Genomic DNA, 16532 nt, shown 5'->3' on the forward strand with positions numbered 1-16532 from the left:
GATCCTCGGCCGACGGCGCCGCTGAAGAAGAAGTTTCGCCGCGAGCGCCGCGAGCTGCAGTAGGCGGATCTCAGCGGTACTGCCGCGCCTGCGCAGCGAGAATCGACTGCCGCGTCGCGTCATCGAGTCCAGCGACGACGACTTCGATGCCGGCGTCCCGGATAGCCGCAGTCAGCCAAGCACCGGGACGACGCAGGTAGCCGGCTGCCGTCTCGTCGGCCACGGCGAGGATGAGCCGGGTCGCGCCGCGCTTCCGACCGGCCCAGGCGAGCTTGAAAGCGTCGGTGGCGAGCTTGCGGGGTTGGGCGCCCTTGAGCGCGCCGATGCGGGCGTAGGCCTCCACCAGCACGGTACGGTCCGAGCTTGCACCGTCGATCTCCACATGCGCGTCGTCGATCGCGATCCTGGCGGGTGCGAGCGCGACCCCCAGCTGCTCGGCGACGGCCGCGACGATGGCGCGCTCTGCAGCGCGTTGCTCGGCCGAGTCGGAGGCATGCGGGGCGGTGGGCGAACCGGTCATTCAGCAGCCACCAGGTCCGCGCATCCGATGGCGAACTTCGACGTGTAGTCGACGTGCCCGCAGGCTCTGGTCTCGGCCGCCTCGAGGGCGTCGACCGAGACGGGCGGCTTGCCTGCCGCGGAGCGGAGAGCGTTCACGGCCGTGAGCATCTGCGCGCGCTCGTACATGACCCACCCGAGCTCAGTGCTGCCGTTCTCGAGCTGGACGAACTCCTGACGCTGCGAACGCTCTTCCTGAGCACGGGTGAGCGTCGCACGAAGGGATTCGAGGTCCTGAGACCAGGTGCGAGTGGACACGATGTCTCCCTCCTTGGGGGTCTACGCCAGGCCGAGGCCGAGGGTCTTCGCGAACGCCTCGAGCGTCACGGTGAGTCCGGGCGAGCTGAGTTCGATGTCCGCGGTCGGGCTCACCGGCAGGGCGTCCTCTGCGCGCTCCCACAGCGCCACTGCACGAGTCTCGGGGAGCTGCGGACGCTGCGCGATGGTGCGGGGGCGGTAGAAGACGCCGTCGACGTCGGGATAGGTCTGGTGGATGGCGCGGGCCCATGGGCGGGACAGTGCCCGGTCTCCGGTGTTGATCTGGTCGTTCCCGCCGGCGTCCGTGGCCCAAGTGCTGTCGACGAGGTCCAGGAGTGTGATGTCTCGGGTGGACGCGAACAGCACGAACCGCGGCTGCGAACCCCCAGCTGCACCGTCGCCGCGCTCTATGACACCTCGGTCGCTGAAGCACTCGGACAGGCAGACGAACAGGACGCTCTGAGTTGCTGTCGCCGGCGGAACCGCGATCTGGGGCGTGACGTAGGTCACGGCGTGGTCGGGATGATGGCCTGCGGGATCGGGGTGGTGATCGAATCGGCTCCCCGTGGGCCCGAAGTGGCGGAGCTCGTGCCACCGAGACGGGTGAGCGCCGCCTGCGTCGTAGATGCGGCCGAAGATCGTGCCGGCCGGCAGCGTGCGGACAGCGCTCTGGGGGAGCGGATGCGGGAACTTCAATGCGTCGGGGGCAGGAAGCGCACTCATCGGATCGAGAACGCCTGCTCGGCCAGCGCCGCGACGGGTTCTGCGGGCTTGCCGGCGGCGAGCCACTGGGCAGGAGTCAGCTCGCCGTCTCCCAGGTCGGGGTGAGCGTGGGTGAGGAAGTACTCCACGGCCACGGGGTTCGCACCTTCGGGCAGCGCTCGGCTCACCGTTCCCCAGCCGGGAAGCTCACCGTGGTCGGTGAACTGGAAGCTCGGGAACCGCAGGCCGCGGCCAGGGCCCGGGATCGCGAAGAGAGTCCCATCGCCGTGGCGCTGGCGCACGCGGCTTGTCGTGACGCGGAGCAGACGAGCGACCTCATCGGTCGTCAGGGCCTCTGCGAGGATGTCCTGCTGACGCAGCGCCGTGCGCACGCTCGGGCGCTCTTCGATGCGCAGCGCATTCTGAGGCTCGACGAGCGAGCCGGCTGCGCGCAGTGCGTCCAGCTCAGCCTCCGTCAGCGACGAGTGCCCAGGCTCTTCCTCATGCCGGAGCGCCTTGTTCACGCCCTTCAAGATGGTGACCAAATGCGTGTGACGGAGACTGGAACCCAGCACATTCAGCTCGTGCGCGAGTTCTTCGGCGTCGTGACTCGTGAGAGCAATACCACGGTCGAACACGATGGTGATCTCTCGGATTTCGTCCGATCGTGTGGCCGGGAGATGCGCACGTCGATCGCTGCGGAGGGGATGGGCAGTTGCGTTCGACATCTTCAGCTCCTAACGCTTACTAACGAGTATAGCTTGCGCAAGTATCAATTGGGCGGCGATCTCCGCTTCGGGCCTGAACGAGTCACCCGCTCATGGTTTGGCGCGGCGCAGCATCTCTTCTGCCAACTCGACATCGCTGTAGTCGGCCAGGGTGTGTGCGACGACCGACACATCCTCGGAGAGGTCCTCAGCGGTGAGGTATCCGGCCGCGACGAGACCTTCGAGTGGGCTCCGTCCGAAGGTGCGCGCGATGTGGGCAGCCTCTCGAGGTGTCGGTGGCCGCTCGCCCCGGCGCCAGTAGCTGACCTTGGAGCCTGAGACGCCCAGACGCTGCGCGATCGATGAGCCAGTGGCGTGCTCGGTGATCCCGTTGAAGTAGGTCGACCAACTGTGAGCCATTGAACTATTCAATCAGTCGCTACATACCCGGCAGGCGAGCGTGCTTCGATGGGGGAATGGAAGGCGGCAGTGCCGGCGGCGATATCGACGAGCAATACAGGACGTGTCCGGAGTGCGGACGTGACTGCGAGCCGGTTTCGCTCGAGACCAACAAGGGCATGCGGATCTCGTTCACCTGCCCGCTGCACGGAGGTGGATGGGCAGCTGCTCGCCAGTCAGCTCAGAAGGCAGACGAGGGGCGGGCGTACCGTTTTTCTGTTGCAAATTCGGTACGCTAGTAGCTCCTGCTTTCGCCTGGTCAGACGCTATTTATCTCGGTCCGCTCGACCCATCGGCGTACCGTTTTTCGAGAGCTCAGGGGCAGAAACGGTACGGGCGGAATGGTGGATTTTCCTTGATTTCTCAACGAAATAGAGAGAGATGAAGCGGGAATGTACCGGATGTACCGCGGATGTGAAGAAACTCCACACATGCGCGCATGCGCACACGCACACATGTTAGTTCTCTCGGAATCGCGGTACATCCGGTACATGCGCGCTTGGACGCTGGCTTTCCCCAGTTCGGCAGCGATTTCAGGGCGTACCGATTTCGTTAGTCGCCGCGGTACGCGGCGACTTTCGATGTTCCACCCCCGCGGGGGGTATTTACCCCTGAACTGGTCATTCTCGGGTTCGAGAAGCGTACCGGTTATTCGGTACGCTCAACCCCATCTGACCAGTCACGGCGTAGAACCGTTTCTATTTTATTTACTTTCGGGTCGGCCGAACCGGGGGCAACCCGTTTCTTCGTAGTACGCCTCGATGGCAGCTCTAGGTGCTAGCGCTCGCTTTGCGGGGCATCGCTTTTTAGCCGTGGAGGGCCTGGGTCTCCGCCCATTCGCGGTACTCGCGGTCGGAACCAGGAGCGCGGTCGTCGTGTGCGGCCGCGAACGCTTCGATCTTCGCGTAGTGTTCCCGCCACGCTGCTTCATAATCCTCGGATGCCTGGACGACAGTGAGCAGCTTGATGGCGTTCCATGGGAAGAGGTAACCGGGAGCGCGCGCGGCGAAGCAATCGCGGTCATCTTCGAAACCGACAGTGATGGCATCCCCGCTGGACGCGAGGTATACGCCGATTTCGTCGACGTGCAGGACCCGTCCTTGCAGGATCGTTCGGTCGTCAGATTACGTGACGATGCGCGCGGCGCGCGCGCTCGACCTGCGAGTCGCAAGGGTGGAGATCCTCGATTTCGCCGGCGTCCGCGCTTTCGTCACGACGCGGTTCGATCGCCGCCTCACCGCCGAGGGCGCCGTCGCCAGGATCCACCAGGAGGACTTCTGCCAGGCGCTCGGCGTCTATCCGTCGCGCAAGTATGAGGAGGACGGCGGTCCGACGATGGCCGACATGGTGCAGTTGGTCGACCGCGCTTCGTCACCGTTCTACCGAGGCAAGGATCACGTCGAGCTCGCCGATCTGTTCGTCTTCAATCTGCTCGTGGCAGGCGTCGACGCTCACGCGAAGAACCACAGCATGCTGCACGTCGGGAACGCGACGCGGCTCGCGCCGGCCTACGATCTCATCTCGGCGCACGGGTTCTGGGAGGAAGACCGGGTCATGTTCAGATCCAGCGCGGCGGTGAAGTACGGCAAGGAGCGCCGGTATCGTCAGATCTCCGGCCGCAACATCGCGCGCGCCGCCGACGTCCTGGGCGTACGACGTGAACTCATGCGAGAAACCATCAACGCGATGGCGCCCCGCCTCCACGGAGCGTTCGAAGCCGCGGTCGCCGAAGTCCCGGCCGACATGGTCACTCCGCGGCTGCGGGAAATGCCCGCGCGTATCCAGACCTTCGCCGACGAGTTCGTGCGCCGCGCGAACGGCGAGGACCTGAGTCTGAGCGCGCTGCCTCGCTTCACGGAGGCGAACGCGGTCGATCTTCCTGTCAGGCGGATCTGGGAACCGGGCGAGTGGCGCGGTGACCGATGGGTCACGGGTCGCTATCTCGGCCGAAGCGCGCGCTGATCGTACGGCACGAAAGCGGGCAGGGCGTCCGATGAGGACGCCCTGCCCGCCGGTGCGCGCGAACGCGGGGGTCAGCCGATGGCCACCGCGATCTCGTTCGGGGTGTGGTCGAGCTCGACCGAGGCGATGATCTCCCCGGTGGTGAGGTCCACGGCGTGCACACTGTTCGCGGCGGGCTCGGTGATGTACGCGATGTCGCCGTCGACCTTGATCGCCGGGTGTGCGTCCTGCCACTGGGCCGGACCCTCCCACGCCTCGATCACGGGGTAGGACTCCGTGAGCTCGCCCGTCTCGGGGTCGAGGACGTGGATCTGCCCGTCGGTCGACAGGATGTAGGCGAGGTCGCCGGGGCCGCGTGCGATGTCGCGGAAGGTGTACTGCACCTCGGCAGGCAGCTCGACGACATCGAGCGTCTCGGCGGCGGTGTCGATCAGCGTGACGGCATTCAGCAGGTAGCCCTCCGCGTCCGGGTCGTTCTTGTAGTCGCCGACGACGATCGGGCTGGTCTCCGAGACGAAGGCGTTGCCCATGCGGCCGTACGCGTCCGGTGCCGCGAGCTTCGTGAAGGCCTCGTCCTTGAACAGCAGTGCACCGTTCTCGCAACCGAAGATCACGGCTTCCTCGGCCGCGGTGCCTTCCCCGTGGATGCCGGGGCACTCGGCGTTGACGGCGGCCTCGTCCCAGTGGTCGTCGTGTGCGTGCAAGGCCTTGGCCCCGGTGCGCGACGTCTCGTCGCCGACCGTGGTGAGCAGCGAACCGTCCTCGAGCACGATCGAGACACCGTGGTGCGGGGCATCGGCGGTGTACGTCGTGGTCTCGGGGAGAGCGTCGTAGCCGTCGGCGAAGCCGTCGGTCGGCACGATCGTGGTCGTTCCGGTGCCGTCGTCGAAGAGCACGGTGTCCTCGCCGTGGATGACGACGTGCCCGGCCGCGGTCGCCTCGAACAGTGCGTCGGTCAGGGCGGGCTCGGCGGTGTCGAGCATCTGGAACCCTGCGGAGGTGGTGACGGCGATGGTGCGGCCGTCGCCGAACGGGTTCAGGCGGGTGAACTCCTCGGTCTCGAACTCGTCGACGACCTCGAGCGTCTCGGGGTCGAGCACCGCGATCCCTCCGGGGTACGAGATCGCGACGCGTCCCGTCTCGCCCGCGGTGGTGCCTGACTTCTCGTCCGTGGGCGCGGTGTCGCCTGCTCCGCCCGCACCGCCGGCGCAGGCGGTGGCGAGCAGCGAGACGCCTGCCAGCGCCGCGACAGCGGCACTCATCCTCATGTGTCGCTTCATTGTGTTTCCTCTCGTATCGGGCCCCGGTCGGGGTCCATTCATGGGGTCAGTCCGTCGGCGATGCGGTCCGTGTTGGCGCGCATCATCGTCAGGTAGGTGTCGGCGCCCTCGCCGGGCTCGGTGAGGGACTCGGTGAACAGCTCGATGACCTCGACCTGGACGTCGGCCTCGGAGGCCAGCACCTGGATGAGTCGGTCCGGCTGCGAGGATTCGGCGAAGATCGTGCGGACTCCTGCCTCGTCGATCGCGTCGGTGAGATCGCGCAGGTCGGCAGCGCTCGGCGCGGCGAGGGTCGTGCCCCCGGGGATCACGGCACCGATGAGGCGGAAGTCGAAGCGGTCCGCGAGGTAGCCGAAGACGTGGTGGTTCGTCACGAGTGCTCGTCGTTCCACGGGGATCGCGGCGAAGGCGGCCGACATCTCCTCGTCGAGCTCGGCGAGTTCGCCGCGATACGTCTCGGCATTGCTGCGGACCTGCGCGACGTCGATCCCGTCCACTTCGGCCAGCGCTTCCTCCACCGCGTCCACGACATCGACCATGCGCGCCGGATCGGTCCAGAAATGCGGATCGTCCGCCCCGTTCGCGTCTTCGGAGCTGTAGGGCAGCACGTCGATCACGTCGCCGGCCACGACCGTCGGGACTCCCGCGGCTGCGGTGCGATCGATGTGCTGCTGGAGCCCCTCCTCGAGGCCCAGTCCGTTCGTCACGAGCAGGTCGGTGCCATCCATCCGTGCGGCCTCCTGGGCGGAGATCTCGAACGAGTGCGGGTCCGCGTTCGGTTTCATCAGGATGGTGACCTCGGCCGCATCGCCGGTGAGGTTCTCGACGACGTCGCCGAGGATGTTCGTGGTGACCACGATCTGCGGTCGATCCGATGCCGCCGTGCCGGTGCACCCCGCGAGGCCGGCAAGGACCACGGTCGTCGCGATCAGCAGGGAGGACGCACGCAGCGGCCTCATCGCCCGACCTCCGCGACGAATGCGGGAGCCGTGGGCGTCTCGAGGGAACGAGCGACGCGGGCGGCATCGGCGTAGTCGACCTCGTGTACGACGCCGGCGGCCGGGTCGCTGACGTAGGCCCGCTGCTCGTCGACGGTGAGCGAGGAAGCGGCGCCGCCGTCGGCGAGCAGAGGATCAGTGGCGCCGACGAGCGCACCGCCGTCGGCGAGATGCACGACGATCCGCCCGTCGATGTCGATGGCGACCACATGCCCCTCGGCGTCGTCCACGGCGACGACGTGCGTCAGCGGACGTTCGGTGGGCACCAGGGTCCAGGTGCGCTCCCGGGAATCGAGCAGCCAGAAGCCGGTCGTGCCCGCGACGGCGGCGACCGTCGGACGACCCTTCCGGCCGTCGAACGACAGGGCGCGCTCGACGGCGCCTGACGGGTAGGGGATGCGCTCGACGGTGAGGCCCGCGTCCTGCCAGGCCGCCAGGACCGCACCGTCTGCGCAGCCGACGACGAGTCCGACGCGGGTGGTGATCGCTCCCGAGGGGTCGGCGCAGTCGACCGGGGACTCCGCGGGCTCGCCGTCGCTGTCGTGATAGATGAGCGTGTCGTCGACGGCCACGAGTGCGCCCTCTCCGATCGGGGCGACCAGGCCGGTGTCCGCGTTCATCTCGATGCGGAACAGCTCATCGAGCCGTCCTTCGGAGAGTGCCTTGTTGTCGAGCAGCACCGCCTCGCGGCTGCCGCCGAAGAACACGCCGGTGGCCCCGGCCGTCGACAGCGGGCCCGTCACGACGGTGGCGACGCCCTCGCCGGCGACCGTGCCCAGAAGCGCGAGCTCGGCGAGGTAGTAGTGGAAGTGGTCGCCGTGATCCCAGCTCCATCGGCCCGAGTCGAGCACCTCCACGCCCTCTTCCGTGGTCACGAACCCGTAGCGTCCATCGCTCGCGAGCGCCGACGGAGCTGCCGTGCGGTCGAGGGTGATCGCTTCCTCGGTCCGCAGGTCGAGCACGGCGGCGTTCCCCGCGGCATCGATGGACAGCAGGCCGAGAGGCGGCTCGGCGACCTCCTCAGCGCCGGCGATCGCGCCGTGGCCGTCTCCGGACGCCGGGGTCGCAGGCGCTGAGCTCTCCGGAGCAGAGGCGCACGCACTGAGCGCGACGATCGTCAGGGCGGCGGGGAGGAGCCGGAGGGGGCGGGGAATCATCGGGTCCTTTCGGGGAGCGCGACGGCAGGAGCATCGGGCGATGCGGGTCGCGGGGATGCGGATTCGGGGTGCTCGACGGGATGGTGCCGACGAACGGCGCGGGTCAGAAGCGAACGTGCCGTTGCGGAGAGAGCGGCCAGCAGCACGGCCGCGGTGGCGATCGAGGCCCCCGCCGCCACCGCGAAGTGCCAGGAGGCGAACAGCCCGATCAGGACGGCTGCGGCGCCCACGAGGGAGGCCCCGAGCATGGTCGTGGGGATCCGCGTCGTCCACGCCCGGGCGGCGACGGCGGGGGCGAGGAGCAGACCGACGACGAGGAGCGTGCCCACGGCCTGGAATGACGCGACGACGGCGAGCGTCACGAGGGCGACGAGCACCACGTGCGCGAGCTGGGGGCGCAACCCGAGCGTGCGGGCGATGCGCGGATCGAAGGCCGTCGCCACGAAGGAGCGATGGAATGCGGACGCGACGCCGACCGTGACGACGGCGGCGACGAGGAGCATCGCGATGTCGTCGGGGCGGATGGCGAGGATGTCGCCGAACAGCAGAGCGGTCGCGTCCGTGGCGAAGCTGCGGGAGTGGGAGACGATGATCACGCCGAGCGAGAGCATGGCGACGAACAGCAGACCGATGCTCGTGTCGTACGAGAGCCGGCCCCGTCGCTGAAGGAGGCCGATCGCAGCGCTCATGGCGGCAGCACTCAGAGCCGCGCCGAGCAGGACCGGGGCGCCGACCACGGTGGCGAGCGCGACGCCGGGCAGCATTCCGTGGCCGATCGCCTCGCCGAGGAAAGCCATGCCGCGGATCACGACCCACGTGCCCACGACCCCGCAGATCACGGCCACGAGCATTCCGCCGCACAGGGCACGGACGAAGAACTCCACGGCGAACGGTTCGAGCAGGAAGGGCACGGGAGGAGACTCTATATGAGAATGAGAATGATTATCAATTGCTAGGCTGAGACTATGGATGAGAGCTCTGCGCTGTCCGCGCGTGACGTGTGCTTCGGGTACTCCGACGATGACGTGCTGCACTCCGTCACGGTCGATGTCCGGTCCGGGGAGGTCGTCGCTCTGGCCGGGCACAACGGGTCGGGCAAGTCGACACTGATCGAGATCCTCGCCGGTGTGAAGGTCCCTCGGCGGGGTGCGGTGCGCCGCCGGGGGACCCTCGCGCTCGTCGTGCAGCGTCCTGCCGTGCCGGATGCGTTGCCCGTGTCAGCGGCGGATGTGGTGCGCATCGGGACGTGGAAGCGAGGGCGACGCCTCTCCCGCGCCACCGCGCGTCGAGCGGTGGAGCAGGCTCTCGATCGTGTCGGGATGTCGGAGTTCGCGGGCCGCCCGTTGGCGGAGCTGTCCGGCGGGCAGCGGCAGCGGGTGTTCCTCGCGCAGGGGATCGTGTGTGAGCCCGACGTCCTGCTGCTGGACGAAGCGGCTGCCGGTCTCGATCGCGAGAGTGCTGCCCGGATGCAGGAGATCCTTCGGGAAGAGGCCGCTCGCGGCGTCGCGGTGTGCACCGTCACCCACGACGACGCTGCCGTGCTCGCCGCCGACCGTGTCATCCGGCTGGAGCGCGGGCGAGTGGTCTGAGCGACCTACTCCGTCTCCGCCCGCAGGCGCCTCTCGAGGTCCGCGAGGCTGGTGGCGTGGATGTCGAACCGCTCGCCCGGGGAAGGGGGTTCGGCGTCGGGCCGAGGCACGTAGGCCGTGCGCAGGCCCGCATCCCGCGCCGCTCTGAGGTCCCACGCATGGGCCGCGACCATGAACGGGGGACGACCGCTCGCCGGGACGCTCGCCATCGCCAACTCGTACATCTCCGCGGCCGGCTTGTAGGTGCCGGCGTCCTCCGCCGAGAGCACCTGGTGCCAGCGGAAACCTGCATGGACGCTCAAGCCGGTCAGTACCCGACGACTCGCGTTCGACAATCCCACGACGGTGGCGACCTCGGCGAGGGAGCGCAGACCCGCGGCGGAGTCCTCCCAGGGCGGGCTGAAAGCGGAGGCGCCGACGAGCGCGGGGACGGCTGTGACGGGAAGGACGCTTCGGGAGGCGAGCCGCTCCAGCACTTCGGCGTCGAGCTGGTCGCTGGTCGCAAAAACGCGTTCACCACGGACGATGGCCTGCTCCTGTTCGGCCACTCCGCTCAGCCACTCGTCGACGATCGCGGTCGTCTCTTCGCGGTCGAGGCCTGTCGTCGCCTCCACTCGGCGTCGGAGACCTTCCGCCTGATTCACCAGAGTGCCCAACACATCGAACACGGCCACGACGCGCTCCGGCGCCACTTCACGGGATCCGTCGGTCATGCAGAAGAGAACACGTTCGGGGCGCGGACTGTTCCGCCGCGCTCCAGCGGAGCTGCGCCGAGACATGGAGGGGTTGCTTCCCGCATGGGAGCATCCCGCCGAGCAGGATGTCCTCGATATCCAGCAGGCACTGTGGAAGAGGGGGCTCGTGCGCGCCGCAGCAGTGTTCGACTGTCTCATCGCCGCGTACGCCGTCGCCAACGACGCCGTCATCCTCAACTCCGACCATGACTTCGGATACATCGAGCTGGCGACCGAAGGCAGAGTCCGCCAGGAGTACGTGGAGGGCTGACCCCGCGGCGAACGCCGGGGCGGGGTGCATGATCCGCCCGCGGGTTGCCTTCGTCAGACGCTTCGTGGCGTCCCCTCGGACGGATCAGCGGTCGCCGACGGACCGGGTGTGCGCGTCGGGGGCGAGGTCGATCCGACGCAGCAGCTGGGCGTTCAGCGCGACGACGACCGTCGACAACGACATCAGGATCGCTCCGACCGACATCGGCAGGACGAATCCGATCGGCGCCAGGACTCCGGCGGCGAGGGGCACCGACACGAGGTTGTAGCCCGCCGCCCACCACAGGTTCTGCTTCATCTTGCGGTACGTGGCGCGCGACAGCTCGATCACGGAGATCACCGAGCGGGGGTCGGAGCTCGCGAGGATCACGCCGGCCGAGGCGATGGCGACGTCGGTCCCCGCCCCGATCGCGATGCCCACGTCGGCCTGCGAAAGTGCGGGCGCATCGTTCACGCCGTCGCCGACCATCGCCACCTTCTTGCCCTCGCATTGCAGCTCCGCGACTTTGGCGGACTTGTCCTCGGGGCGCACCCCGGCGAAGACCCGGTCGATGCCGAGCTCGGCAGCCACCGATTCGGCCACAGCCTGCGCATCCCCGGTGATCATGACGACCTCGACGCCCCGACGGTGGAGAGCGTCCACGGCCTCGCGGGATTCGGGGCGGATCTCGTCGGCGAGTCGCAGTCCGCCGACCACGCGGCCGTCGAGCACGACATGGAGGATGATGGCTCCCTCTTCGCGCCACACGTCCGCGGCGGCGATCTCCTGCGCGCCGATCTCATCGAGGAGCTTCGGGCCGCCGACACGCACCTCTGCACCGTCGACGGACGCCGTGACACCCACCGCCGGGGACGAGGTGAACCCGGATGCAGGAGCGAGCGTGAGGCTCTTCTCCTCGGCTGCCCGTACGATCGCCCGGGCCAGGGGGTGCTCGCTGTCCGCTTCGGCGGAGGCGGCGAGGACGAGCAGCCGATCGGCGTCCACCTCACCGGTCGGCTCGATCGCCGTGACCGTCGGAGCGCCCTTGGTCAGAGTGCCCGTTTTGTCGAACAGGACGGCGTCGACCGTGCGCATGCTCTCCAACGCGAGTCGGTCCTTGATCAGCACGCCGCCACGTGCGGCCCGCTCGGTGGCGATCGACACCACCAGCGGGATCGCGAGCCCGAGGGCGTGGGGGCAGGCGATGACCAGCACGGTGATGCTGCGGACCACGGCCGCGTCCGGATTTCCCACCACCGTCCACACCACGGCGGTGAGCGCGGCGGACAGCAGCGCGAACCAGAACAGCAGCGCGGCGGCGCGGTCGGCGATGCGCTGCGCACGGGACGAGGAGTTCTGTGCCTCCGTCACCAGCCGTTGGATGCCGGCGAGGGCGGTGTCGTCGCCCGTGGCGGTGATCTCCACCCGAAGGCCCGAGTCGGTGGCGACGGTGCCCGCGGTGACGGTGTCGCCGGTGGACCGCGTGACGGGACGTGATTCGCCGGTCACCATCGACTCGTCCATCGCGGCGGTCCCGTCGATGATGCGGCCGTCGGCCGGGACGCTCCCGCCGGGACGGACGACGACGACATCGCCGACGGCGAGCTCCGCGGGGGAGACCGTGACGGTCGTGTCCCCTTCGACCCGCTCGGCCTCGTCGGGCAGCAGGGCGGCGAGCGAGTCGAGGGCCGACGTCGTCTGCGCGAGCGACCGCATCTCGATCCAGTGTCCGAGGAGCATGATGACGATCAGGAGCGCCAGCTCCCACCAGAACTCGAGCTCGTGGTGGAGCAGTCCAAGCGTCGCGCCCCAGGATGCGAAGAAGGCCACGGTGATGGCGAGTCCGATGAGCAGCATCATGCCCGGCGTGCGGGTCCGGAGCTCGCTGACGGCGCCGGTCAGGAACGGCCAGCCGCCCCAGACGTACATGACGGTGCCCAGCACCGGAGCGACGAACTGCGCCCAGCCTGGGACGTCGTACCCGAAGAGCATCGCGAACATCGGAGAGAACGCCACCACGGGCACCGCGATGACGAGGTTGATCCAGAACAGGCGCCGGAACTGCCCGACGTGATCACCGTGCCCTGCGTGACCACCGTGACCCGCGTGACCGCCGTGTCCTCCGTGTCCGCCGTGCCCTCCGTGTCCCTCGGGGGCCTCGTGCCCCGTGTGCCCGGAGTCGACAGCGGTGGGGGCCTGTGCGTCCTGGTGCGCGTGCGGCTCGTTCATGCGTGATCCTTCCTCAGAGCGGGGCGGGTGGCTCGACGGGAGCGTCCTCGTCGCGTGACGCTCGTGAACCCGCGCAGGCGCAGGCTGTTGCCGACCACGAACACGCTCGACAGTGCCATCGCTGCACCGGCGAGCATGGGGTTGAGCATGCCGAGCGCCGCGACCGGGATGGCGGCGACGTTGTAGGCGAAGGCCCAGAACAGGTTGGTCTTGATCGTTCCGAGCGTCTTGCGCGACAGGCGGATCGCGTCGACCGCGCTGCGGAGGTCACCGCGGACGAGCGTGATGTCCGATGCCTCGATCGCCACGTCCGCGCCGGTGCCCATCGCGAGTCCGAGGTCGGCCTGGGCGAGGGCGGGGGCGTCGTTGACACCGTCGCCGATCATCGCCACCGTCTTGCCCTCGCGCTGGAGCCGGACGACCACGTCGACCTTGTCCTTCGGGAGGACTTCCGCGATCACCTCCGTGATCCCCACTTCCGCCGCGATCTGCCGTGCCACGGTCTCGTTGTCCCCGGTGAGCAGGATGGGGGTCAGCCCCATCGCCTGGAAGTGGTCGATCGCCTCGGCGCTGCTCGGCTTGATCGTGTCCGCAACGACGAGGATGCCGCGTGCGTGTCCGTCCCAGCCGACCGCGACGACGGTCTTGCCCTCGCCCTCGGCCTTGACCTTCGCCGAGGAGAGGCCCGGACTCAGTGTCTGCGACCACTCGGCGAGGAGCGACTCGCGTCCCACGAGCACGGCATGGCCTTCGACGACGCCCTGCACGCCCCTTCCCTCGAGGTTCGTGAACTCCTCCGGCGTGGCCAGCGCCCCGACCTCCCTGGTGGCACTCGCGGCGATCGCCTGCGCGATCGGATGCTCCGAGGCATCCTCCACCGCCCCGGCCAGCCGCAGCAGCGTCGCGTGGTCGGTGCCGGGCTCCACGATGACATCGACCAGGGTCATCCTGCCGGTGGTGACCGTTCCCGTCTTGTCGAGCACCACGGTGTCGACCCGGCGGGTGGATTCCAGGACTTCCGGGCCCTTGATGAGCACGCCCATCTGCGCCCCTCGACCGGTCCCGACCAGCAGGGCCGTGGGCGTGGCGAGTCCCAGTGCGCACGGGCACGCGATCACGAGGACGGCCACCGCCGCCGTGAATGCCGCGGCGACGGGGAACCCCGCGACGAGCCAGCCACCGAGCGTCACGAGGGCGATCACGATCACGATCGGGACGAACACCCCGGAGATCCTGTCGGCGAGACGCTGCACCTCCGCCTTCCCGGTCTGCGCGTCCTCGACGAGTCTGGCCATCTGTGCCAACTGTGTGTCCGCGCCGATCCGGGTCGCGCGGACCACGAGCCGCCCCCCGACGTTCGTGGTCGCGCCGGTGACGCTGTCGCCCGGGGCCACCTCGACCGGTACGGATTCACCGGTCAGCATCGAGGCGTCGACGGCCGACGTCCCGGAGACCACGAGGCCGTCGGTCGCGATCTTCTCGCCCGGTCGCACGACGAACTCGTCGCCCACCTGGAGGTCTTCGACCGGGATCCTCGTCTCTGCACCGCCGCGCAGCACGGCGACCTCTTTCGCGCCGAGTTCGAGGAGCGCGCGCAGAGCCGCGCCGGCCTGCTTCTTCGACCGCTTCTCGAAGTAGCGCCCCGCGAGGACGAACATCGTCACGCCGGCACCCACCTCGAGGTAGATGTTCGCCGCCCCATCGGAGGGAGCCAGTGCGAACTCGAACGGGTGCGTCATCCCCGGCATGCCTGCGGTGCCGAAGAAGAGCGCGTACAGCGACCAGAGGAAGGCGGCCGAGGTTCCCATCGAGATGAGCGTGTCCATCGTGGCCGTTCCGTGGCGCAGGTTCGTCCACGCGGCCTTGTGGAACGGCCAGCCCGCCCACGTGATCACCGGGGCGGCCAGCGCGAGCGAGGCCCACTGCCAGTACGTGAACTGCAGCGCGGGGATCATGGCCATCGCGATCACGGGCACCGTCAGCACGATCGCGCCGATCAGTCGGTTGCGCAGCGAGAGCAGCTCAGGATCGGTGTCGTCGGTGTCGCCGCCTGTGGCCGCGTCCTTCCTCTTCCCCCGTGGGGCAGCGACGACCGCGGAATACCCGGTCTTCTCCACCTCGGCGATCAGGAGCGCTGCGTCGTAGTCGTCCGGGACCGAGACGCTCGCCTTCTCCGTCGCGTAGTTGACGGTCGCCACGACGCCGTCGAGCTTGTTCAGCTTCTTCTCGATGCGCATGGCGCAAGAGGCGCAGGTCATCCCGCCGATCTCGAGCTCGACGCCCGATCCCATGCTCGGAAGTGCTGATGTGCTCATGGTCCTATCCTTCTCCTGATCGTCGTCGGTGGGCTCAGCGAGAGGCTGTGCCCGTGGTGTCGGCCTTCACGCCGTGCGCACGGCCGCGTACCCCGCCTCCGTCACAGCGGCGAGGATCTGAGCGTCGTCCACGCCGTCGGTGCTCGTGACGACGAGCTTGCCCGTCTGTGCGCTGACCTGGATCCCGTCGACGCCGGGAACCTCGGCGACTTCTTCGCGGACCGACATCTCGCAGTGCCCGCACGTCATCCCGGTGACCTGGTACTCGTTGGTCGTCATTGCCTCTCCCATTCTCTCGCGTACCCCTATGGGGTATTGGATCACCACAACCATATACCCATCCGGGGTATTCCGCATCCCTGGATCCGGCTTGCCCTCCGAGTAAATTCGCTCATTCTTTCTCGGGAAGACCTCATGATGAAGGTGGTTACTTTCCTAGGCTCAGGAACGTGTCCGACCCTTCGACCCGCCAGCCCTCATCGCCCGGGCTTCCGGCCGGCGTGCTCGGAGATGACTCCGGTGCCGAGGTCCGGGACGCGTACTTCGTCTCGGACAGCACCGGTATCACCGCCGAGACCCTGGGGAACGCCCTTCTGGCGAACTTCCCCGGCGCGCGCTTCCGCCGCCACACCGTGCCCTTCGTCGACTCGGTGGACGGCGCCCGCGCCGTGATCGGCGATCTCCGGGTCAGCCCGGCGGGTGCTGCTCCGATCGTCTTCACGACCGTGAAGTCCGCGCAGATCCTCGCGGAGTTCCATGTGTCGGGCGCGGTCGTGATCGACCTCCTCGGCGGGCATCTGCGGGAGCTCGAAGCCTCCCTCGGCAGTGCGGCCTCCGAGCAACTGGGCCAGTATCACGGCGTCGGCGACATGGAGCGCTACTTCGCCCGGATGCGGGCGGTCGAGTACGCGATCGAGCACGACGACGGCCAGAGCATGCGGGCGCTCGACATCGCCGACGTGATCATCATCGCGCCCTCTCGGTGCGGGAAGACCCCGACGACCATGTACCTGGCCCTGCAGTACGGACTGCTGGTGGCGAACTACCCGCTCACCGACGACGACTTCCCGTCCGACGGGCTGCCCGCGACGGTCGAACGGTTCGCGAGCAAGTGCTTCGGGCTGACGACGACCCCGCTCCGGCTGAGTCAGGTGCGTCACGAGCGGCGGCCGGACACGGTGTACTCCAGCCTCGCTCAATGCACGCTCGAGATCCGCCGCGCGGAAGACCTCTATCGGCGCAACCGCGTCCCCTTCCTCAACTCCTCCACGAAATCCGTGGAGGAGATGTCCGCCGTGATCATGCAGTCCATGCGCCTGCGCAGCTGATCACGG

The 16532-nt window shown here is 68.4% G+C and carries 17 protein-coding genes; 4 read left to right on the forward strand and 13 right to left on the reverse strand.

The features are described from left to right. Window positions 1–70: 70 nt before the first annotated feature. From E0W80_RS09565 to E0W80_RS09585, 5 genes are all read right to left on the reverse strand, one after another. Window positions 71–520, reverse strand: a complete 450-nt coding sequence (locus tag E0W80_RS09565; protein ID WP_131492267.1) for a hypothetical protein — start codon at window positions 518–520, stop codon at window positions 71–73. Then, a complete protein-coding gene (locus tag E0W80_RS09570; protein WP_131492268.1) occupies window positions 517–816 on the reverse strand; it encodes a hypothetical protein in 300 nt (99 codons plus the stop codon). Before E0W80_RS09570 ends, E0W80_RS09565 begins: the two co-directional genes overlap by 4 nt. Window positions 817–837: 21 nt before the next feature. After that, a complete protein-coding gene (locus E0W80_RS09575) occupies window positions 838–1539 on the reverse strand; it encodes a hypothetical protein (RefSeq protein WP_131492269.1) in 702 nt (233 codons plus the stop codon). Beyond that, entirely contained in the window at window positions 1536–2246 is a 711-nt protein-coding gene (locus E0W80_RS09580; RefSeq protein ID WP_131492270.1) for a hypothetical protein, read from the reverse strand. Before E0W80_RS09580 ends, E0W80_RS09575 begins: the two co-directional genes overlap by 4 nt. A 90-nt stretch (window positions 2247–2336) precedes the next feature. Continuing rightward, the gene (locus tag E0W80_RS09585) at window positions 2337–2645 is read right to left on the reverse strand and encodes a helix-turn-helix transcriptional regulator (RefSeq protein WP_131492271.1); all 309 of its coding nucleotides are present in this window, start codon (window positions 2643–2645) and stop codon (window positions 2337–2339) included. Between the two features lie 1080 nt (window positions 2646–3725). Between E0W80_RS09585 and E0W80_RS09590 the strand changes: the two genes are divergently transcribed. Beyond that, window positions 3726–4646, forward strand: coding sequence for a HipA domain-containing protein (locus tag E0W80_RS09590; protein ID WP_131492272.1), 921 nt, complete (start codon window positions 3726–3728; stop codon window positions 4644–4646). Window positions 4647–4717: 71 nt separating this feature from the next. Here the strand turns inward: E0W80_RS09590 and aztD are convergent, their stop codons facing one another. Genes aztD through aztB form a run of 4 tightly spaced genes read right to left on the reverse strand, consistent with a single transcriptional unit; the run spans window position 4718 to window position 8992 of the window. Then, window positions 4718–5914, reverse strand: coding sequence for a zinc metallochaperone AztD (aztD, locus tag E0W80_RS09595; protein ID WP_131492273.1), 1197 nt, complete (start codon window positions 5912–5914; stop codon window positions 4718–4720). Between the two features lie 50 nt (window positions 5915–5964). Next, window positions 5965–6885, reverse strand: coding sequence for a zinc ABC transporter substrate-binding protein AztC (aztC, locus tag E0W80_RS09600; protein WP_131492274.1), 921 nt, complete (start codon window positions 6883–6885; stop codon window positions 5965–5967). Next, complete coding sequence (locus tag E0W80_RS09605) at window positions 6882–8081, reverse strand: ABC transporter (protein ID WP_131492275.1); 1200 nt, start codon at window positions 8079–8081, stop codon at window positions 6882–6884. The genes aztC and E0W80_RS09605 overlap by 4 nt, the downstream gene beginning before the upstream one ends. Next, a complete protein-coding gene (aztB, locus tag E0W80_RS09610) occupies window positions 8078–8992 on the reverse strand; it encodes a zinc ABC transporter permease AztB (protein WP_131492276.1) in 915 nt (304 codons plus the stop codon). Before aztB ends, E0W80_RS09605 begins: the two co-directional genes overlap by 4 nt. A 54-nt stretch (window positions 8993–9046) precedes the next feature. Here aztB and E0W80_RS09615 point away from each other — a divergent pair, with 54 nt between their 5' ends. Then, window positions 9047–9670 (forward strand): metal ABC transporter ATP-binding protein, encoded by a 624-nt coding sequence (locus E0W80_RS09615; RefSeq protein WP_131492277.1) that lies wholly within the window; start codon window positions 9047–9049, stop codon window positions 9668–9670. A gap of 5 nt (window positions 9671–9675) precedes the next feature. On the opposite strand, the gene E0W80_RS09620 is transcribed toward E0W80_RS09615, so the two are convergent. After that, complete coding sequence (locus E0W80_RS09620) at window positions 9676–10383, reverse strand: HAD-IA family hydrolase (protein WP_131492278.1); 708 nt, start codon at window positions 10381–10383, stop codon at window positions 9676–9678. On the opposite strand from E0W80_RS09620, the gene E0W80_RS09625 reads away from it, so the two are divergent. Further along, entirely contained in the window at window positions 10382–10675 is a 294-nt protein-coding gene (locus E0W80_RS09625) for a hypothetical protein (protein ID WP_131492279.1), read from the forward strand. The two genes, E0W80_RS09620 and E0W80_RS09625, sit on opposite strands and share 2 nt — an antisense overlap. Before the next feature lie 84 nt (window positions 10676–10759). On the opposite strand, the gene E0W80_RS09630 is transcribed toward E0W80_RS09625, so the two are convergent. From E0W80_RS09630 to E0W80_RS09640, 3 genes are all read right to left on the reverse strand, one after another. Then, complete coding sequence (locus E0W80_RS09630) at window positions 10760–12883, reverse strand: heavy metal translocating P-type ATPase (RefSeq protein WP_131492280.1); 2124 nt, start codon at window positions 12881–12883, stop codon at window positions 10760–10762. Next, on the reverse strand, window positions 12880–15198 hold the full coding sequence (locus E0W80_RS09635) for a heavy metal translocating P-type ATPase (RefSeq protein ID WP_131492281.1): 2319 nt from the start codon (window positions 15196–15198) through the stop codon (window positions 12880–12882). The genes E0W80_RS09630 and E0W80_RS09635 overlap by 4 nt, the downstream gene beginning before the upstream one ends. Window positions 15199–15264: 66 nt before the next feature. Further along, complete coding sequence (locus tag E0W80_RS09640) at window positions 15265–15477, reverse strand: heavy-metal-associated domain-containing protein (protein WP_047522544.1); 213 nt, start codon at window positions 15475–15477, stop codon at window positions 15265–15267. 221 nt (window positions 15478–15698) lie between these two features. Here E0W80_RS09640 and E0W80_RS09645 point away from each other — a divergent pair, with 221 nt between their 5' ends. Next, entirely contained in the window at window positions 15699–16526 is an 828-nt protein-coding gene (locus E0W80_RS09645; RefSeq protein ID WP_131492328.1) for a pyruvate, water dikinase regulatory protein, read from the forward strand. Window positions 16527–16532 lie beyond the last annotated feature (6 nt).

This window comes from Microbacterium sp. PI-1 (assembly GCF_004337555.1).
Taxonomy (GTDB): Bacteria; Actinomycetota; Actinomycetes; order Actinomycetales; family Microbacteriaceae; genus Microbacterium; species Microbacterium aurugineum.

Coding starts and splice junctions, on each gene's coding strand:
- E0W80_RS09565 (WP_131492267.1), bottom strand. CDS start 520: ATGACCGGTTCGCCCACCGCCCCGCATGCCTCCGACTCGGCCGAGCAA.
- E0W80_RS09575 (WP_131492269.1), bottom strand. CDS start 1,539: ATGAGTGCGCTTCCTGCCCCCGACGCATTGAAGTTCCCGCATCCGCTC.
- E0W80_RS09580 (WP_131492270.1), bottom strand. CDS start 2,246: ATGTCGAACGCAACTGCCCATCCCCTCCGCAGCGATCGACGTGCGCAT.
- E0W80_RS09585 (WP_131492271.1), bottom strand. CDS start 2,645: ATGGCTCACAGTTGGTCGACCTACTTCAACGGGATCACCGAGCACGCC.
- E0W80_RS09590 (WP_131492272.1), top strand. CDS start 3,726: ATGGCATCCCCGCTGGACGCGAGGTATACGCCGATTTCGTCGACGTGC.
- aztD (WP_131492273.1), bottom strand. CDS start 5,914: ATGAGGATGAGTGCCGCTGTCGCGGCGCTGGCAGGCGTCTCGCTGCTC.
- aztC (WP_131492274.1), bottom strand. CDS start 6,885: ATGAGGCCGCTGCGTGCGTCCTCCCTGCTGATCGCGACGACCGTGGTC.
- E0W80_RS09605 (WP_131492275.1), bottom strand. CDS start 8,081: ATGATTCCCCGCCCCCTCCGGCTCCTCCCCGCCGCCCTGACGATCGTC.
- E0W80_RS09615 (WP_131492277.1), top strand. CDS start 9,047: ATGGATGAGAGCTCTGCGCTGTCCGCGCGTGACGTGTGCTTCGGGTAC.
- E0W80_RS09625 (WP_131492279.1), top strand. CDS start 10,382: ATGCAGAAGAGAACACGTTCGGGGCGCGGACTGTTCCGCCGCGCTCCA.
- E0W80_RS09620 (WP_131492278.1), bottom strand. CDS start 10,383: ATGACCGACGGATCCCGTGAAGTGGCGCCGGAGCGCGTCGTGGCCGTG.
- E0W80_RS09630 (WP_131492280.1), bottom strand. CDS start 12,883: ATGAACGAGCCGCACGCGCACCAGGACGCACAGGCCCCCACCGCTGTC.
- E0W80_RS09635 (WP_131492281.1), bottom strand. CDS start 15,198: ATGAGCACATCAGCACTTCCGAGCATGGGATCGGGCGTCGAGCTCGAG.
- E0W80_RS09640 (WP_047522544.1), bottom strand. CDS start 15,477: ATGACGACCAACGAGTACCAGGTCACCGGGATGACGTGCGGGCACTGC.